Genomic DNA, 20,176 nt, shown 5'->3' on the forward strand with positions numbered 1-20,176 from the left:
CCGAAAGATCTTGACTCAAGCGCATCAAATTACACTGACATTAAGCTTGAGATTCCAAGAGCGATATTCAAAAGAGTGCCCTAAACATATTCTGGCTAAGCCATTGCCACTCAAGAAGAGCAAAGCCAACCAGATCAATTCAAGTAAAATCGATCACTAACCCTCTACGTAGAAACCCCTTCGATTGAACATAAATTCCTCGTTGGTTGCCCTAAATGGGTCGCCCTGAATAGGTCACGCTGAATGGGTCACGCTGCTAGCATGAGCAAGTCTGAGCACAACTGAACGCAACTCAGCCAGTCGAGCCAACCCAGCAAACCGAACAAGAACCCGTTGCCAGAACCCGAGCAGATCCTCATGTCAGCCCACATCACCAGCCTGAATATCTGCCCAAGGTTCGACGAAACACCCAAAATTACAAAATTAAAGGGGTTCAGGGGCCGTGGCTCGGATCCCCTAAACCCCAACTGAATCTCTGGATTGCTCAGCCAGCCTATTGGTAGTAGTGGTTGGTGGCGTGGGCGAAGTCCTTATACACCTTGGGGAGATCAACGCCATATTGCTTGAGCCGCGACTCCCGCATATACATCACAAAATTCTGGCTTTTCGTGTTGGGAATTTCGCTGGGGCGGCGATGATTTTCCAAGATTTCCGTCGTCATTTTGCCGGCCACTTCTCCCATTTCATAGGGCGAAATTCCAACCGCTAACATCCCACCATCATCCACATAAAATCCCCAGCATCCAATATCAGGGATCGGTGAGTTCTCGATCGTCCACTTCATCACTTCCTTCGGCGACACCACCGTATCATCGGTACTGGAACGGCGCAGCGTGTGGTAGTGCGTGATCAGCAAAAAGTCAGCAATTTTGCCAGAATTCTTGATAAATTGCTTCCACTCTTCAAAGGTAGCTACTTTTCGGTGTTCGATTAGGTCGATCGGCCGCCAGTCAAAATTTGCCATTTCTTGGTGAATGGCTTCCGATGTTTCTGAGTCGTCAGAATAGTGAACAATGCGACGGCGATCGGGCGGCAAAATTTGCAGAAAAATCTCCTTCAGAGAAAGGAAGGGAATCCGCTCCAAAATGCCCGTCACATTGCTGGCTTTGTCAAATCCGTAGGCGCTGGCTTCTGCATTCACCCCGCTGTAGACAATATCAATCTTGGGGTGATTGTTGAAATGCTTGGCGACAAACTCTTGAGCGTTGTCATCGATCGAAATAATCACATTGGGTTCCCAGCGCTCAATTAGCCGCCTCGCTAATTGCCCTGCCTTTTCCTTGTAAGCCGCACCAGGATTCCGTTTCGTATCCATGTAGTGATACTGAATCGAGTAGGGCTTCTTATCCAGAATCCAGCTAAGACCCACATTGATGTCCTTCGTCCAAGCAAAGTCCGTAGCATAACTGCTCAGCACCAATACACGCGGCTTACTAGAGTTGCTGAAGGCAAAGAACACCAAGGCACAAATCAGAAAGAAAATAATTGGTAATTTTTGAAGCTGCTTGCCCCAGCGGTTAACGTTAGAAAGCTTCCAGGTAAATCGTGACATGGCTAGAGAGTGAGTGGAGAGGTGGATCGGCCTTAAGCTGCCATCGCTTGAAACGCAAAGATCAGATGAATGCTCGTTGAGGAGTCGCTCAAAGTTGATTTCATGGTCTTCAGCAATGATCTAGAGAATTCCAAGGGTACGAAAATATCCTAATGATAGATAGATTGAAAAGAAGCGAATCAGCGTTGTCAGTAAGTTGCCTCGTAAAATTAAACGCTCATTAAAAAGTTGCTGTTTGTCCAATAGCTCCTGAAATTGTAGATAGTAGGAACATTGGTAAGGAAAAAACCAAGCATCGCTGATATTCAGGATAATCGCTCCCACAATCCAAGGATTCACTCCATTGCTTTCCGCCATCGGGATTAATATTGTGGCAAAAATTGCAACGGCAGTCGTGTTGGGGATCACAAATCGTACAACCAGAATTGTCAGGCTCAATAAAAAGATAAAAAGAGGAAAATTGGAGTTCATAGAATCGCTAAGCCAAGTCAAATACCCACCAAAGTGAGTATCAAGACCTAAGTAGGACATGGCTTCTGCAATTCCGACCAAACTGCCCAGTAGAATCAAAAATGGCCAGTCAATTTGAGTGCGAAATTCATTTTTTTTCAAAATCCCCAGCGATAGCACCAGAAATAGAACCCCCAAACCAATCCAGGGCAATTGGATTTTGTGAATGGATGCGGTGACGATTCCCAGCAACAACACGATCGTGCTGACCAGCGAAATCCACTCTTGGCTGCTCAAGGGGCCCAGGGTTTCCACCTGAGCTTCCACCTGTTGTTGGGAAATTTCAAAGGCTTGATTATTGCTAAATAGGAATTTTGTGGAAATAAAGTACAGCACTAGGGTCACGATCCCCACCACTAAGCTCGCTTGCAACCAATAAACCCAACTAAATTGTTGTTGAACCTGTAAAGGCAAGAGACCATAAACCACAAAATTGGCGGATTTACTACTCAGAAATACATGGGAAAGCAAGCTCGCCCCACTAAAGGCAGCAAAGGCTAGATGGCTGGCAGCTTTGCCACCTGGTTTGGCCCCTGTGGCATCAATGGTGTCCGTTAGAATAGGCGATAACAGACCAATTCGACCATTCGCCGAAGGCAGAATTGGGGTCATGGCCAGTCCAGTTAAAAACAAAGCAGTGGCATACCAACTTTCTGTTTTGGGAATGAATCGGGAGAGCCACAAAACTAAACGATAGGTTAATCCAGATCCCATCAAAACGGCTCCCAACCCAAAGAGGCTGAGTGCCATAAAAAAGCTGCCCGATGCAAAGCCAGAAAGAATGACTTCACTGGGAGCAATATCTAAAATTAGCAATGACAGAATGCAAAAAAGACCAGGAATAAATTCAGGAACCATCCCAAAAACCCACATCACGATGGTGGATGTGAGTACGATCAAAAACATCTGGGAATTCCAGTCAAATTCCGCAGTTCCCCTCAAAGCTAAGTACAAAATACCAGGGATCAGCACTGATAAAATCCAGCCACAGGATTGCACCCAGTCATTCCGTTTGAGCTGATTAATGGGCGATCGACTCTCCAGTTCTCGGTTAGGCTGCCCGCTGTAATGACTGAGCAGGGAAGCGTAGAATCGATCGATAGTTGGAGTGCCAACACCGGCCACTTTGGTAATAGCCTCGCGAGGCAAGGCAATCACTTCCGTGTTGTCAACCGCGATCGCATCAGCCATGTAGTAGTCGGAGGCAACGGCCGCCTCTTCGCCCACAAAACCATGTTCCACCTCCGCAATGACGCGCCCCCCAGCCCAAAGTTGCACTTTACCTCGGCGCACAAAATAGAGGGTTAAAGCAGGATTACCTGACTGAAATAAGGGTTGGCCATTTTCCAGAAAATGTTCCACGGCATAGGGCACAACTCTTGCCAGCTCTTGCACAGAACAATCGGCAAGAATAGGAGCACGTCGCAACTCCTGCGCCATTTGCTTGAGATCAATCGCCATATGTTGATGTCCTGATCTGGAATTTCAGTGGCAGGCTTGGCCTGTTGTAAGGATGCAGTGGAATCAATTGCTTTAAAGCATAGGTTTAGTCCTATTCTTCAGTTAACTTGAGGGCTTCTGAAGAAATTAAACAGACTATTGATTGGCAGGTTGATACGCTTCCCAAAGGTTTTCAGCCGAAGGTAACGGATGCCGCTGCCTCATTGAATCGCGCTATCTTTCAAGTCATGATCTGACATAAACAGCCGTTGTCATTAGATCGGTTAGTGACCGATTTAATGGTTACTTTGAATGTTCGGAACAGGTCCCAAAAGCGACTCCTGGCGGGGGGAATGGCAGACCTGAACCGATCAACGATCACCTGGTCAGTCATACAACAGCCATCAATTCAACCCGGTCAAAATGAAGACAGAGCGGTGAACTCACCCGTTGAGTCCGTAATTTTATCTACGAATCAGGAATGATTTAATACAGGCTTCTCTGTATGGTTCTCAGAGCTGCTGTTTCATTGGATGTTTAGCAGGGGTGAGTTGATGAATTGGCGGGATTGATCGGGCGATCGGATTACTTAGTCATCGTCAAGGTGGATCAGGATGGTTAGAGACTGGCTGAAAATTCCAAGAAATTCAAGTCCCAGGTTGGCAGTCCTGGTGAATGATTGCATCTTGGATTTAGTTTTTTAGGAGCATTTTCGGTGATCCCTTGAGATTGGTTAATATTTAGTTAAGGCAATGCTAGCGCAAAACTTCGCAGCAATCACCCATCGCTGATTAAATCCAAACAAGCTTAAAGTTGCAGTCCTTTGTCAGAAATTTCAGAGAAAGATCGTCAAAAATAGCAAGCTGCAATTTATGATTCCATGGTTCAGAACTCTCTTGAGAACATCAAGAGCAGAGTATTCAAGGTTCCTATGGGTTTTGAGTCAGTCACGAAACATTCAGCAACCAATTCACTCACAATGGCCGATCGCCCAAAAATTGTTTCGGAAATGTCACCTTTCTTTCGGTTTGAGCAAGACTTCATCACTGGGTTACGGTGCATCCCCATGGTGGTTCGCTACCGACTCGATCGAGTCGGCATTAAACTCAAACTGCACCACTGGAACCAACTGTCCGAGGCCGATCGCTTGCAGTTAGTTTTGGCTCCTTGCGACACCTTGCCCGAGCAGGAAACCTATCGCCAGGAGCTACGTGAGTTGGTGGCAGCCCGATCGGGTGAAATTCCCAAAGATTTGCCCCTGGAAAACCCGCTTCCTTGGCTGAGTGCCGACTTGCCCGATTCAGTCGCAGCACAAGCAGCGCGGGTTGGAGTCACCGTGAGCGAGCAACAGTGGCGATCGCTCAGTAACTTGCAGCGATTTGCGCTCATTAAACTCAGCCAACCCGGCCACGAAAACCGCAACTTTTTGCCAGCGGTTCAAGAATTTGGCCTCCTGAACCCCTAACGGCTGCCAGCACTGCGGTGGGGCGTTTTGAGGATACGATTACGCCTGCGATCAGCCGGGGCAGCCAAGAGAGTCTACCTGTAGCGTTGGGAGCCGGCCGATCGAAACGATCAAAAAGACTGAAAAAAGCTGCCCACAAGATTGTACTGACAGGATCTTGGGATCTAGGGCTGGGCAGCACATCCATTCTCTATTCTCTAGTCCAGTAGAGAGTCAAGAGATGCGGGGAGAAATTTAGAGTAGCCCAGGTGTTTCCAAGCGGCGGGGGTGGCAACGCGGCCGCGAGGAGTGCGCTGAAGATAGCCAATTTGCATCAGATAGGGTTCATAGACCTCTTCGATCGTCTGGGCATCTTCCCCGGTGGCGGCTGCCAAGGTTTCCAGACCCACGGGGCCGCCGTTGAACTGCTCAATGATGGCGCTCAAGAGTCGGCGATCGGTCCAATCCAGCCCCCGAGGATCCACATTGAACAGCTCCAAGGCCGCCGCCGCGATCGCCCCGTCAATGGTTGTTTTGCCCTGGGTTTCCGCCCCTTTCACTTGCGCGTAGTCCCGCACACGCCGCAACAGGCGATTGGCAATCCGGGGCGTACCGCGCGATCGCCGGGCAATTTCTGCGGCCCCGTCCGGTTCGATCGCCACCTGCAAGATCGTCGCCGTCCGCAACACAATCCGGGCCAGCTCTTCGGGTTCATAGAACCGCAACCGCTGGATCAGGCCAAAGCGATCGCGCAGGGGCGAACTGAGGGCCCCCACCTGGGTTGTTGCACCCACGAGGGTGAACTTGGGCAACGGGATCGATCGGGTGCGGGCGCTCTGACCCTTGCCCACCGTCACATCCAGCCGAAAATCTTCCATTGCTGGATACAAAATTTCTTCCGTGACCCGGGGCAACCGGTGAATTTCATCCACAAACAACAAATCCCCCGGCTGCAAATTCACCAGCAGCCCGGCAATATCCCGAGGGCGCTCCAGGGCCGGTGCGGTCGTAATTTTGCAAGACACACCCATCTCGCCGGCCAGAATCAGCGCCATCGTGGTTTTGCCCAGGCCTGGCGGCCCATAGAGCAACAGGTGATCCAGCGGCTCCCGGCGACCCTGGGCCGCTTGAATCGCAATGGTCAGCACGTCTTTCAAATCCTGCTGACCCACATAGTCTGCCAGTCGTTGGGGGCGCACACGCTCATCGGGCCGATCGCCCTGAGGAGACTGGCTGGCGGGCTTGGCCGCATCTTGGTGAGCTTCCTCGGGGGTAGCCGCCGGATCCAACAGCGACGGCGAAACGGACGATCGCGGGGAATTCGATCGCCGAGCTGGCTTGCGGGGAGGCTGGGGATCAGGGTTGCCGCCACCGGTTGACTTGGAAGAAATAATCGCCATGCCGTTGATATTAGCAATGGCATCCGCTCGGCCAAAATCGAAATGGCAAACCTCAGCGGAATTTGAGGGGAACCGCTAGCTTGAGTCCAGCAGCAGTTAAACCTTGGGTTAAGCCTCGGGTTAAACCTTGGGTCAAACCTGGCGGCGGAACGTGGCCCCGCGATATTTCAGCTCGATCGTTTGGTTAGCTGCTTCAACTTCTGGGGCTTCGGTGGTTTCGGAAGTGACCTCTTGCCGTTTTTTCGGCATTCTCAGCCCTCCGCGATCGGGCATATGCCAAATTACACCGCGATACACCCGATCGGTTACCGCCAAATGGGGATGTCCCAAAATCGAATCATTCGCTGCATTGGTCGCCGTATGGGCCGCCATAGATTCCGCCTCATCCGCCAACTCCGCCCGATCGGCCAAGGCCTCCGACTCCAGCACCTCCACCGGCTCCGGAGACCGAAGGCCATACCGCGCCACCCACCACACCGACAGCAACAGCAACACCTGAACTTCCCAGGGAGCCAAGACCAAGGCCACCAGAAAGCTCAAAATCGCCACACCATTCAGAATCAGCGACGGTTCATCTTGCCATCTTGGAGCCAGATAAACCGCAGCCACACAGATCAAAGTCGGCACCAAAAACCCAAGAGACATGGCTTACGCCTCAAAATGACTTGCTAGCTAGCCCGCATGATCAACAAAATCAGAATGCACCATTCAAAATGGGCAATGTGTATTTTTACTTAGTGATTTTTGCTGAATTGCAGCGAAGTTATGGGGAGAATCGCTCGTTATTTCGCCTGTATCATCATGCTGACTCAAAGTGTTACATCAACGAAGGTAACTTTGTCAGCATATTCGGTCTTATTACGCAGCATTTTTTAAGAAAGTGGTGAGTAAAAACTCCTGCTCACCGACTGTCTAGGGCGACCCAGGGGCGATCGAAGTGGGTCAAGGAAGCAAAGATCAGCAGTTTTCAGGGGGTTTCAGCTTTGCCCTTGGCACACACCCATCTTGTGGGCAAATTGTGCCGTTAGCATCAGCAACTGAGCCATGAAAACTGAGCCATGGAAACTGATTTGAATCGCTGACTTTTAGAGAATCTTGACGAAGATGTCATTAACCATAGTTTAGATCAGTTATCTAGGCTACGAATGGGGTTGAAATAGGTCTGATTGCAATCAAACTCATCGAACGCCAAACGGCAATTGAATAGACTGGGGGGTATTTTCGGCATCAATATCGGCATCAATGCCGGCATCAATGACTGATTAAGAACCGCAACACGATCATGGGTCTGGACGGCCGATTAGCAGTGCCCGCTCCCGGTTGGACTTCGGTAGGCTAGGGTTGGAAAACCCGGTTTTGGCCAATCTTGCTGAAAACGGGTGCTGAACACGGGTAAAGAACTGGATGAATGATTGAGATCATCATGATTCAGATCCCCCCTTCGATCGGGATCATTCAGGATCGTTAATCCACGGGCGCGACGCACCCAGGCCGTGCGACCCCGGCAATCACATTCATCCCCCCGCTCTAATCGCCTCTTGCTGGAGTCCGCCTCTCATGACCGAATCAAGCCCCTTGCGCCTGTTGCAAATTGTGCCATCCGTGTCCTTGGTTTATGGCGGGCCGAGCCAGATGGTGTTGGGGCTAAGTCAGGCCCTGGGCGCAGCGGGGGCGCAGGTGACGCTGCTAACCACCGACAGCAATGGGGATGCGGGGCAGGCTCCGTTGGATGTGCCGATCGCCCAGCCCGTGTTGGAAAAGGACTATAGGATTTATTACTTTCGCTGCGCCCCCTGGCGACGCTATAAGTTCTCGATCGGGCTGTTGTGGTGGCTCTGGCGACACGCACCGGAATACGACGTGGCCCACATCCATGCCCTGTTTTCGCCCATCAGCACCATGGCAGCGATTGTCTGTCGGTGGCGCAAGTTGCCCTACGTGCTGCGGCCCCTGGGCACGCTGGATCCGCTGGATTTGCGGAAAAAGGCCAGGTTGAAATGGTGGTATGGGCGACTACTGGAGCGGCGAAATTTAGCCAAGGCTGCCGCTGTTCACTTCACCAGTGCGGAGGAGTGCAAAATCTCTGAACGGTTTGGGGCCATTTCCCGCGATTGGGTGATTCCTTTGGGGGTTCCATTGCCGCCGCTCCGTGAGCAACCCACGGCACGACCGGCCAAGGAAGTGGGGCCGATGGTGCTGTTTATGTCACGGCTCGATCGCAAAAAAGGATTGGATATTGTGATTCCTGCGCTGGAAACGTTGGCCGTGTCGGGGCTGCCCTTTCGGTTTGTATTGGCGGGGGCCAATGTGCAGGATCCCGATTATGAACAATCGATTTCAGATTATTTGACTCGATCGCACCTGAGCGATCGCACGGAAATTGTGGGCTTCGTGACCGGGGAACAGAAGCGATCGCTCCTGGCCCAAGCCGATTTGTTTGTGTTGCCGTCATACTATGAAAACTTCGGAATTGCGGTGGCTGAAGCGATGGCCGCCGGAGTGCCGGTGGTGATTTCTGATCAGGTACATATTTGGCCCGATGTGGCCGACACCCGATCGGGCTGGGTTTGCACTTGTGATGTGTCTTCCTTTGCCGGGGCCGTGCGCGAGGCCTTGACCCAACCCGCCGAACGACAACAGCGCGGCCAAAACGCCCGACGCTGTGCGGGCGATCGCTACAGTTGGTCAGCCATTGCCCAGCAGTTAATCGCCGCTTACGGCGAAATTCGCCGAACCCGGTAGACTGAAACGGAAGTTCATGGAAGTTCGCGGAAGTTCATCGCATCGATGATCGCAGTCACGATCGCAGTAACAATCGCCAACGATCGCGGCGATGTAATGACTCCGTTGCCAGGTTGCGCCTATGGTTCTTGAAATTTGCCGCGAAGTTACTATCATTCCCGCCCAGGAGCCTGGCTTAGGGATTGACCTCCAGGGCTACCTAGCCCGCCCCCGAGCCGCCGGTTCCTATCCGGTGATTGTGGTTCTTCAAGAAGTGTTTGGAGTGAATGATCACATTCGAGATCTGTGCGATCGCCTGGCAGGGTGTGGCTATGTGGCGATCGCCCCAGCCCTGTTTCAGCGCACCGCTCCGGGCTTTGCCGTGGGTTACAGCGCCGAAGATCTCGCCCTCGGCCGACAACACAAGGATTTAACCAAGGCGGATCAACTGCTGGCAGATATCCAAGCCGCGATCGCCTTTGCCCAAAAACAACCCAATGCCAAAGCCGGAGCTGTGGGCTGCATCGGTTTTTGTTTTGGGGGCCACGTGGCCTATTTGGCGGCCACCCTGCCCCAAGTCGCCGTCACCGCTGCGTTCTATGGCGCGGGGATCACCACCTTTTGCCCCGGGGGCGGCGAGCCAACCGTCACCCGCACTTCCCAAATTCACGGTAAGCTCTGGTTTTTCGCAGGCTTGGCCGATCCGCTGATTCCCATTGACCAGCTCGATCGCCTAGAAGCGGCCCTCGTGACCCACGGGCGCAACTTCCGCATCTTCCGTTACCGCGACGCAGACCATGGATTCTTCTGCGATCGTCGATCGAGCTACCATCCAGCGGCCGCCGCCGATGCCTGGGAAAAAGTGCAAACCCTGTTTCGAGACCTCTAGACCGGATTTCATGGCCCACCCCCCAGCCGCATGACCCGTCCCATTCTTTACGTTGCCATTACTGCCCATGGATTTGGCCATGCCACCCGAGCGGCTGCTTTAGTTGATACCCTGCAACGGCTGCGGCCCGACCTGCTGCCCATTTTGGTCACCACCGCCCCCCGTTGGCTCCTCGGCTCCTATATCAGCGGTGAATTTCTTTACCGGCCCAGGGCGCTGGATGTGGGTGTGGTGCAGCAAGATAGTTTGCAAATTGACCGGCAAACAACTCTGGAGCAACTCCAGGCTCTGCGATCGCGGGCGGCGGCTATTGTGGCGGCAGAGGTGGACTTCATTCGGCAAATGTCCGTCAAAAATGGGCGTGTGGCTTTGGTTTTGGCCGATTTGCCCCCCCTGGCGATCGACATTGCCCAAGCGGCGGGCCTGCCCTGCTGGGCGGTCGGTAACTTCGGCTGGGATTTCATTTACCGGGATTGGGGTGGCGAATTTGAGCAAGAGGCGGACTGGATTGCCGATCGCTTCCGTCGGTGCGATCGCCTCTTTCGGTTGCCGTTTCACGAACCCATGGCCAGCTTTCCCCAACAAACCGATGTGGGCTTAACGGGCGGCGCGCCCCGCTACGGCGCGGCGGAATTGCGCGATAAGCTGGGTTTACCAGATGTCCCACGCGATCGCACCGTTTTGCTCACCTTTGGCGGTCTGGGGCTGCAACAAATTCCCTACGAACGGCTGCGGCAATTCCCCGACTGGCTCTTCATCACCTTTGACCGATCGGCCCCGGACTTGCCCAACCTGTACCAAGTGCTCGACCCGATCGAACACCACGCGAGCGATCGCCCCTTTCGGCCCGTGGACTTCATGCCCCTTTGTGGGCGCATCGTTTCCAAACCCGGCTACGGAACCTTTGCCGAAGCCTGCCGCACAGGCCCAACCGTGGCGACCCTCACCCGCGATGGATTTGCCGAAGCCCCCATTTTGCTAGACCAAATTCAAGCCCAAACCTCCCACCAAATTTTGCAACCGGCAGAATTTTTTGAGGGAGATTGGTCTTTTCTACAAGCAACGCCCACGCCTTCCCAGCCCGGCCAGCGGTTTACCTTGGATGGCAATGAAACCATCGCCCAGGCCATCAGCGCAGTCCTTGAGACCTAGCAGAAGTCTGAGGCCTAAAGGGGGGCTGCAAACTCCGCAACGGCGATCGCCCCACATGCCCACCCTGGAATTTCTGACTTCAACTCCTCAACCTGTTTGTTTTATGACAACGTGCCCATCCACAAGTCGCTAAAATGACCAACGGCTGTTCGACGATTGGATTAGGCTAACCATTGGAGTTGGCAGCTCGACAGTTCTGGGGTGCTACCCCCCCAAGACCCATCCCATCGGTGCATCAAAATCGCAGACGAGCCTCATTTAATCAAAACGCTTCGTCGGGGATTGGTTAGGGTGCGATTAGGCGGTTATTTAGACTCAGGGTGGCCCCGGCTGGGATCCAATCTCCTTAAGATTTGATCAATTCGATCCAGAATAGGGAATAGGGCGCTACTCGATTTCAGTCCCGACTTTGGGCTGCGATCGCTGAAACAAGAAACGGCAGCCCCCATGGGTCACCATCATTACAGACACTGCCCAGCCGAGTCGGCCAGCGCGAGGCAGCTCGTCAATGATTTGTCTGTGATGGCTTGTCTGCGATGGGTAGCCTGCGATAGACAGTCTGCAACAGACGGTTTTCAATGGGTAGCCTGCGGTAGATAGTCTGCGATTGGCAGTCAGCAACAGATGGTTTCCAGTGGACAATCTGCAACGGACAATCTGTGGCGGTTCCCATCAAGGCACAGAGACACATCGCCCGATCGCGGCCAAGACCCAAACCCAAATTCGGGCCGGTCATTCAGGGACGCATCCAGGGGTTTGAGTAGGAGGTAGCAAATTTGAAATTACGGCTCAAAACGCTGGTCATTGTTGGACTAGCGCTGCTCTGCTTAAACTTGGTGATGTTCACAACATCCTCCAACCTCCTGCTAGATGGCTATAGCCAGCTTGAGCGGCGTGAGGTGGAGCGCGATGTGCAGCGGGCCATCAGCGTCTTGATGGACAACGCCACGGATCTGGATGCGACGGCGCGGGACTATTCCGAATGGGATACCACCTACAGCTTTGTGGAAACCCATGATCCTGCCTATGAGCGATCGAACTTTGTCGATCGCACCTTCGACTACTTGCGGCTGAATGCTCTGATTTTGCTGGATCGATCGGGAAAGCCCCTCCTACAACAGGGCTACAACCTGGAAAGCCGGCAGCGCGCACCGATTCCCCGCAGCCTTTGGGAACACTTGCAACCGGGCAGCCCGCTGCTCACCCACTCATCAACCACCAGTGCCGTTCATGGCCTGTTGCAGTTGCCCGAGGGGCCGATGATGGTGGCGGCCCGCCCGATCGTCACCAGCGAGGCGGAGGGGCCAATTCGCGGAACCTTGTTACTGGGGAGGTTTCTGGCTGGGCCGGAAATTGAACGGGTCAGCCGCTTAACTCAACTCAACCTGAGCCTGCAAAGTTTGCATGGGATCGTGCAACCCTCAAGTGCTTGGGCCAAGCTCCCGGCCAGTTCCGGCCGCCGGTCTTTGCTACCTTCAGCCCTTACCAAGTTGCCCCTCGTTGCCCGATCGGCTCCTGATATCACGCCAGCCTCGCAACAGTCCACACCAACCCTCCCTACATCAACACCCGAGCGATCGAAACCTGAGCGATCGAAGCCATCAGCACTGGTTCAGCCCACTGAACAGATTCAACCGCAATCAACCCGGCTGAGTTCTACGCCCCCAGAATCCGTTCAACCCGAATCTACCCAACCCCAATCTCCTCAGTCGCCCAAAATTGCCAGAATTTCCGCCGCGACAATGCCCCCGGCCATCGACGATTCCCGATCGAACTCGGGAGCTGAGGGATCGGAGGTTTTGCGCCATCGGGCGGTGAAGGCCCTGCTGTTGGGCACGGAGACGGTGGCGATCGAAACCCTTTCCGATAATCGTCTGGCCAGCTATGCCCTGTTGGATGATTTGTATGGACAACCGGCTTGGTTGGTGCGGGTTGAACTCGATCGCGCCATCTATAACCGAGGGCTAATTAGCCTTCGCTACACCCTGGTGCTGTTGGTGTTGGGGGGCTTAATTTTTGGGGCCATTACCCTGCTGCTGCTGGAGCGCTTGGTGTTGGCGCGGTTGATGCGGCTGAGTGAACAAGTCAGCGCGATCGGCACCAGCGGCAACCCAACTCAGCGGGTGGAGGTGATGCCCGGAACCGATGAGTTGTCGGAGTTGGCGGCTATTTTGAACGCCACGCTCGATCGCCTGCAAGTGTCCCAATCGGCCGTTTGCGCCGCCGAAGCCCAATACCGCAGCATCTTTGAAAACGCGATCGAGGGCATTTTCCAAACCACCCCCGATGGTCGCTACCTGAGTGCAAACCCGGCCTTGGCCCGCATCTATGGCTACAGCGGGCCCGATGTGCTGCTGCTGGCCCTGAATGCCACCCAAAATCTCTACGTCAATCCCAACCGCCGCAAGGAATTCGTTGAACAGATTCGTCAAAAGGGATCCCTCGCCAATTTTGAGTCGGAGGTTTACCGGGCCGATGGTCGCCGAATTTGGATTTCCGAATCGGCCCGGGCGGTTTACGACGAAGACGGCGAATTGCTCTATTACGAAGGCACGGTTGAAGACATCACGGAGCGCCGCCGATCGGAAGCCAGCCTGCGCACCCTGAAGGATCGATTGGAAGCGATTTTGGCCGCTGTGCCCGGCACGGTGTCGCGAGTGGGCCGTGATTTGCGTTATCTGGAAGTCAACCACCACTTGGCCGAAAGCTTTGGCCGCGCCCCAGAAGAGTTTATTGGCCAAGACATCGGCTTTTTGGGGTATGGCCAAGAATTTCGGGAATTTGTGGCGGAATTTTTTGCTTCTCCGATCCAAGAGGCCACGCGCGAAGTGTCGCGACCGGTGGGCGATCGCATCGAAAGCTATTTGGTGGTGGCCCAAAAATACAACAACGACCAAGCGGCCTTTGTGCTGGGGATCGACATCACCGAACGCAAGGAAGCAGAACGGGCCGTGCGCGAAGCCGAAGAGCGGTTCCGCAGCATTTTTGAAAACGCGATCGAGGGTATTTACCAAGCCTTGCCCGATGGTCGCTACCTGAGTGCAAACCCGGCCATGGCTCGCCTTTATGGCTATGAGTCACCAGCCGCGCTGATCGAAGCGTTCGATCGGATGGGTGGGCCGCCCTACGTCCAGATCGATCGGGCGCGGGAACTGCTGAACATGCTGGAGACCAGCGGCAGCGTTTCCGGGTTTGAATCGGAAGTGTACCGAGCGGATGGGCAACATATTTGGATTTCGGAAAATGCCTCCGCCCTGCTCGATGATGCCGGGCGGCTGGTTTGTTATGAAGGAACCGTTGAGGACATCACCGATCGCAAACGGGCCCAGGAAACCCTGATGGAGCGATCGCGCCTTTCGATTTTGGAAGCGGAAGTGGGTGTGGCCCTTTGTCAACGGGGCGAACTCTCGGAAATTTTGCAAACCTGTGCCGAAATGATGGCCGGCCAACTGGATTGCAACCTGGCCCGCGTCTGGACGGTGGACTTAGACCCCACCTACTTGACCCTGCAAGCCCAGGTCAATCGCAATACCAACAACACACTGCACCTGGATATTCCCCTGCTGGACGATGCCCTGCGAGACAAAATCAGCCTGAGCACTCCGGAGTTGTCCACGGTGGCGGCCGTGGCTCGATCGCGCAATCCCCTATTCCGCAGTGAATGCGCCCTGATTCCCCATCAAGGCAAATCCCGCACAGAAGTGCATTTTGCAGGCTTCCCGTTGGTGGTGGAGGATCGGCTGGTGGGCGCGTTGGCGCTCTATCGTGTGGAACCCTTCGCGGAAGCGGTTCAGGATGCCCTGGGTTGGTTGGCCAGCGCGATCGCCGTGGGGATTGACCGCGCCCAAGCCCGCCAGGAACTGACCACCCGCCGCGAGGCCCTGTTGTTTCAGTTGGCAGCCCAAATTCGCAACTCCCTGGATTTGGATACGGTGCTGGAATCGGCCGTCCAAGGTATCCGTAACCTGTTGGATACTGATCGCTGTCTTTTCGCTTGGTATATCACCGATGCGGGCGGTGGCATTCCGGCTTGGGATGTGGTGAACGAGTCCCGCACCCCGGCCGTGCCCAGTGCCCTCGGCCCCTATCACCATATCCACGCCAGCTACTTCCTCCAGCAGTTGATGTGGAGCAAGTGTGTGCGGGCCGATGATGTGTCGCGGTTGGATAATCCCACCCTGCGGCAAACGATGGAGGATCGGGGCTATCGTTCCCTGCTGGCCTTGCCGGTGCAAACCCGCTCCGGGGCGATCGGGGTGATTGAATGCGGCCAAAGTGCCCAGGTGCGCACGTGGAGTGAGCGGGAAGTGGAGCTGTTGCGCGCTGTGACCGACCAGCTATCCACCGCGATCGACCAAGCGGAACTCTATGCCAAGGCCCAGGTCACCGCTGTGCAGGCCCAAGATCAAGCCAAGCGCCTGAGCGCCGCCCTCCAGGAGCTGAAAACCGCCCAAACCCAGCTCATTCAGAACGAGAAAATGTCCAGTCTGGGGCAGATGGTGGCCGGGATTGCCCATGAAATCAACAACCCCACCACCTTCATCCATGGCAACCTGACCTATGCCCGCCGTTACACGCAAGAGTTGCTTTCGCTCATTCAGCATTACCGGGATAGCTATCCTGTGCCGACGGAAGCAGTGGCCAATTTCTCGCGGGACATTGACGTGGACTTCCTCTGTGATGATTTGCCCAAAACTCTGCAATCCATGCAGTTAGGAGCGGAACGAATTCGGCAAATTGTCGCCTCCTTGCGGAACTTCTCGCGCTTGGATCAGGCGGAAATGAAGCCGGTGAATATCCACGAGGGAATCGAAAATACGCTGCTGATTTTGCAACATCGCTTCAAAGCCAATAGCAATTTCCCTGGAATTGAAGTGGAAAAACACTATGGTGATCTGCCCCTGGTGGTTTGCTACGCGGGGCAATTGAACCAGGTGTTTATGAATGTGATTAGCAATGCGATCGATGCCTTGGAAGACCGTTACGGGCGATCGCGCAATTTGCGAGCCCAAGCCTTGCGATCGGCCCAGGTAGAAGAAGCCTCTCTCGTGGCCGGCAGCAGCAACAACAGCAAGGTTTGGATCACTGACAACCCTGAGGATCGACCTATTGCGACCTCGCTCGTGATGCCCCGGCTGACGATCACCACGGAATTGATGGTTGGAGAACGGGTACAAATTCTGATTGCCGACAATGGCAACGGCATGAGCGATGAAGTGCGCTCTAAGCTATTCGATCCGTTCTTCACCACCAAGCCCGTGGGCCAAGGCACGGGGCTGGGCCTGTCCATTTCCTATCAAATTGTGGTGGAAAAACATCGCGGAACCCTTGATTGTCGCCCCGCAGAGGGAGGCGGCACGGAGTTCTTGATCGAAATCCCGATCGAGCAGCCCGAGTGGAATGAGTCTACCTAAACTCGTTGGGGAGGCGACGGGGGCGCGATCGGGAAATTTGCCAACTCAACAGCGCCACCGGCACAATCCCCACCGCCACAATCGCCAAAGCGGGCCCCGCCGCATCCACAATCCGTTCATCGGAGGCCAATTGATAGGCCCGCACAGCCAGGGTATCGAAATTAAACGGGCGCACAATCAGCGTGGCCGGTAACTCCTTCACCGTATCCACAAACACCAACAGCAAGGCCGTCAGCAGCCCCCCGCGCAGCATGGGCACATGGACACGCCACAAAACGCCCCCCGGCGACAATCCGGCAATTCTGGCCGCCCCATCCAGGTTGGGCACAATTCGATCGAGGCTGGCTTCAATTGGGTTCAGGGCCAGGGCTAAAAACCTGACCCAATAGGCAAAAATCAAGGCCCCGATCGTGCCGCTCAACAACAAACCTGAAGATGCAGCTCCCACTTCCGGGGCGATCGCTAAGGGTTGAGTCGCCAACTGTTGATCAACCCAACCCACCGAAATCAAAACACCCACGGCGGCCACGGATCCGGGAATCGCATAGCCCAGCGCCATGATTTTCAACAGGAACCGCATCAGGGGCCCCGAAACCACCCGCACCCCATACACGGCAGCTCCGGCAATGATCGCCGCCGTGGTTGCCGCCAAGCTGGCTACTACAGCAGTGTTGCGCACATAGAGCAAGAAGCTGGGATCAAGAAGACTATTGGGATTGCGAATTGCCATGCTGGCCAGAAGCAGGGCCGGCAACCCAAAGCCCAAAAGCAGCGGCAACCCACAAACCACCCAGGCCCCGATCGCCCGCGCACCCCTAAGGGAGTAGGGTGCTTGCACCGCATAGGCCCCGCCCGATCGATAGCCAGCCCCGCCGCGCGATCGTTGCTCCACCCACACCAACAACAGAACCGTCCCCAACAGCAGGGCCGACAGTTGACAGGCCGCCGGGCGATCGCCCATGGCAAACCAGGTTCGATAAATACCGACCGCAAAGGTGTTGACGCTAAAAAATTCCACCGTGCCGTAATCGCCCAGGGCTTCCATCATCACCAGGGCTGCGCCTCCCGCGATCGCGGGCCGAGCCATGGGCAAAGCCACCCGCCAAAACCCCTGCCAGGGATTCAGACCCAAGGTGCGGCCCGCCTCCAGCAGGCTGGCTGCCCCCTCCAGAAAGGCCACCCGCGCCAGCATGTAGACGTAGGGATAGAGCACTAGGCCCATCATCAAAATGGCCCCGGGCAGCGATCGAATGGGGGGAAACCAATATTCACCGAATTTCCAGCCCGTGAGCGATCGCACCCAAGACTGAATGGGCCCATAAAAATCCAGCAAATCCGTGTAGACATAGGCCAACAGATAGGCCGGGAAGGCCAAGGGCAACAGCAACAGCCATTCAAACCATCGCCGCCCGGGAAACTGGGTGGCCGCCACCAGCCAAGCCGTAGCCACCCCCAGACCGATCGCCAGGCCCGCCGTCCCGATGGCCAACCCCACCGAAGCCGACACATATTCCCCCAACACGGTTCGGGTCAGGTGGTTCCAGGTTTGGCCACTGGCGCTTAGGGCGGCTGCAATTGAGGCCAGGAGCGGCACGCCCACCGCCACCGCCGCCAAAACCGTTGCACAGATCCACAACCCTTCCGTGAAGCTGAAGGGGTGCAAACGGAAGCGATTAAAATTCAGCGGCGGCCAGCGGCGATCGGCGACGGTCATGCCCAAAACCTGAGAATAACTTGCAATAAACCAGAAGCCATCCTACCATTGCACGCCAATTGCATTGAGTTGTATAGATCACGGGGGCTAGGCGGGGAGACCCCACCTCTACGCCCAAATTGATCGCCCAAATTTTTCCGATAGTTCAGGATTTGCTGACGAACAGCCGCAGCAGCGATCCCCAAGCCAGAATCGGGAAAAAGCTAGTGATGATGGGAGTTTTCGGATGGTGAAGAACTGGTTTGGACGGGGATCGCCGGCCGGTTGATCCAGCTAGGCCACTGGCCGAGGTCTGATATTCTTGAGGGCAATTTGTGCTGATGGGCCATCACGAGCCTGATGACCTCAGATTTGCTGAGGGTTAGCGCCATTCGGCCAAGGCCGTTGGACGATCGCCGCGACTCACACCCGTTTTTGCGATCGCCCTAGTCGCTAAGTCCTCGGAGTTGCCATCCGAGTCAATGGGCTGGTTCTGAGTGCGATCAATGCTTGGGGTCACCGATCCTGCTCGATCGCGCCGTTCCTCTCCCACCGCCAAAGGGGGCAGCCGCTGAACACGGCCGCCTATCACCGGTTGGGGCCTTGTGGAACTGGTTCAGGTGTCCCGTCCTAATCCTGAGGATTGGACTGACTCGCAGGGATGTGCAGAACGGTCGTGCCTTTAAGGAAAATCCAACAGATGTCTGAGCAACCCCGATGGATCGCTGGTTTGGCTGGTTTGGGTTTGGCATTGGGTGGTGGTTTGCTGACTGAACCAGCCCTGGCCACCTCCCAAGCAACCCCAGCCGTTGAACCGACTAGCGTTTCACAAACCGAGGCGATCTCGCCGTCAGCGGCCTCCGCGCCCAACCCCACGACGGATCCCGCGCGCGCTCCAAAACCGCTGTCTAAGGCGCTGAATCCGACTTCTGCAACGGAGCTGGTTCCCGGAACCACCATCACTCGCAAGCCGGTTAGCGAAACCGAATTGATTGAGCCGGACTCGATCGAACCGGAAACCGCCAAGCAGGAGCCGATCGAAACCGTAGAAGGCAAGTCCCTGCTGGCCCAAACGCCTCGGGTTTGCAGCAACCAACTGGCCGGAGCCTTAAGCCGAATTATTGATGCCCCTGCTTTTCGATCGGCCCGCTGGGGGATTCGGGTAGAAACCCTGGCCGGGAATAACGTCCTGTTCGATCGCAACAGCATCCAAGCGTTGATTCCCGCCTCCAACATGAAATTGTTTGTGACGGCGGCGGCCCTGCAACTCTATGACGGTCAAACCCCGCTCAAGAACTCCAACTTGGGCACCTTGGTGCGCACCATTAACGTCAACAGCGACAATGGCTACGCCGATTCCCTGTTTCGATCGATTGGCGGCTCCGGGGCCGTGCAGCGGGCCCTGGCTCCCTTGGGCGTTAATCGTGGTGAATATCGCATGAGTGACGGGTCTGGTCTGTCTCGCAGCAATGCCGTGCAGCCCCGTGCCTTTGTCCATTTATTGGAATCCATGACCGCAGCCAAGGGAAACGATATTTTCCGCAGCTCCCTCCCGATCGCGGGCCAAACCGGTACGCTGCGCCGTCGTTTCCGCAACACACCGGTTCAAGGTCGTGTTTCCGCCAAAACCGGTACGCTCCGGGGAGTCCGGGCCCTATCGGGCTACATGGAACACCCGCTTTACAACACCCTGGTTTTTAGCGTGTTGGTCAATCAACCGGGTCAAGATGGCGACACCTTGGTTTCAGCGGTCGATCGAGTGGTGTTGACCCTCGCTCAGATGCGGCCCTGTGATGGGTGGGACACCGAAGCCAACCCCATGCTGGATCAGCCCACCGAACCCGACGGCACATTGCGGCCCCTGCTGCCTTGGTGGCGACCGGGTGTGCCCCGGCCCAATGCCCCCAGTTCATCGGAACTCACCCCCTAGGTAAAAAAAACAGCCCTGGGCCTGGCGAAAC

General features: G+C 55.2%; 12 protein-coding genes. 6 read left to right on the top strand and 6 right to left on the bottom strand.

What is annotated here, in order from left to right; genetic code table 11:
- Nucleotides 1-493: 493 nt before the first annotated feature.
- Nucleotides 494-1,552 carry an ABC transporter substrate-binding protein gene (locus tag AC2IAX_RS02015; RefSeq protein WP_494389102.1) on the bottom strand — a complete coding sequence of 353 codons (1,059 nt, stop codon included), beginning with the start codon at nt 1,550-1,552 and terminating at the stop codon, nt 494-496.
- A gap of 120 nt (nt 1,553-1,672) precedes the next feature.
- Nucleotides 1,673-3,523 (bottom strand): SLC13 family permease, encoded by a 1,851-nt coding sequence (locus AC2IAX_RS02020; RefSeq protein WP_494389103.1) that lies wholly within the window; start codon nt 3,521-3,523, stop codon nt 1,673-1,675.
- Nucleotides 3,524-4,481: 958 nt separating this feature from the next.
- On the opposite strand from AC2IAX_RS02020, the gene AC2IAX_RS02025 reads away from it, so the two are divergent.
- Nucleotides 4,482-4,967, top strand: a complete 486-nt coding sequence (locus AC2IAX_RS02025) for a nitrate reductase associated protein (RefSeq protein ID WP_494389104.1) — start codon at nt 4,482-4,484, stop codon at nt 4,965-4,967.
- Nucleotides 4,968-5,164: 197 nt separating this feature from the next.
- Here AC2IAX_RS02025 and ruvB read toward each other — a convergent pair whose 3' ends face one another.
- Both ruvB and AC2IAX_RS02035 read right to left on the bottom strand, forming a co-directional pair.
- Nucleotides 5,165-6,346 carry a Holliday junction branch migration DNA helicase RuvB gene (gene ruvB, locus AC2IAX_RS02030; protein WP_494389105.1) on the bottom strand — a complete coding sequence of 394 codons (1,182 nt, stop codon included), beginning with the start codon at nt 6,344-6,346 and terminating at the stop codon, nt 5,165-5,167.
- A gap of 132 nt (nt 6,347-6,478) precedes the next feature.
- Nucleotides 6,479-6,991 carry a hypothetical protein gene (locus AC2IAX_RS02035; RefSeq protein WP_494389106.1) on the bottom strand — a complete coding sequence of 171 codons (513 nt, stop codon included), beginning with the start codon at nt 6,989-6,991 and terminating at the stop codon, nt 6,479-6,481.
- Between the two features lie 930 nt (nt 6,992-7,921).
- On the opposite strand from AC2IAX_RS02035, the gene hpsP reads away from it, so the two are divergent.
- From hpsP to AC2IAX_RS02055, 4 genes are all read left to right on the top strand, one after another.
- On the top strand, nt 7,922-9,088 hold the full coding sequence (gene hpsP, locus AC2IAX_RS02040; RefSeq protein ID WP_494390256.1) for a hormogonium polysaccharide biosynthesis glycosyltransferase HpsP: 1,167 nt from the start codon (nt 7,922-7,924) through the stop codon (nt 9,086-9,088).
- Between the two features lie 121 nt (nt 9,089-9,209).
- Nucleotides 9,210-9,956 (top strand): dienelactone hydrolase family protein, encoded by a 747-nt coding sequence (locus AC2IAX_RS02045; RefSeq protein WP_494389107.1) that lies wholly within the window; start codon nt 9,210-9,212, stop codon nt 9,954-9,956.
- Between the two features lie 30 nt (nt 9,957-9,986).
- Nucleotides 9,987-11,108: a glycosyl transferase gene (locus AC2IAX_RS02050; protein WP_494389108.1), complete on the top strand. Its 1,122-nt coding sequence runs from the start codon at nt 9,987-9,989 to the stop codon at nt 11,106-11,108.
- Nucleotides 11,109-11,884: 776 nt separating this feature from the next.
- A complete protein-coding gene (locus AC2IAX_RS02055) occupies nt 11,885-16,522 on the top strand; it encodes a PAS domain S-box protein (protein WP_494389109.1) in 4,638 nt (1,545 codons plus the stop codon).
- Here the strand turns inward: AC2IAX_RS02055 and AC2IAX_RS02060 are convergent.
- On the bottom strand, nt 16,515-18,236 hold the full coding sequence (locus AC2IAX_RS02060) for an ABC transporter permease (protein WP_494389110.1): 1,722 nt from the start codon (nt 18,234-18,236) through the stop codon (nt 16,515-16,517). The genes AC2IAX_RS02055 and AC2IAX_RS02060 overlap by 8 nt on opposite strands.
- Before the next feature lie 361 nt (nt 18,237-18,597).
- Nucleotides 18,598-18,807: a hypothetical protein gene (locus AC2IAX_RS02065; RefSeq protein WP_494389111.1), complete on the bottom strand. Its 210-nt coding sequence runs from the start codon at nt 18,805-18,807 to the stop codon at nt 18,598-18,600.
- 108 nt (nt 18,808-18,915) lie between these two features.
- Here AC2IAX_RS02065 and dacB point away from each other — a divergent pair, with 108 nt between their 5' ends.
- Nucleotides 18,916-20,145, top strand: a complete 1,230-nt coding sequence (gene dacB / locus AC2IAX_RS02070; RefSeq protein WP_494389112.1) for a D-alanyl-D-alanine carboxypeptidase/D-alanyl-D-alanine endopeptidase — start codon at nt 18,916-18,918, stop codon at nt 20,143-20,145.
- Nucleotides 20,146-20,176: the final 31 nt, after the last annotated feature.

This window comes from Limnothrix sp. HT2024 (genome assembly GCF_059138625.1).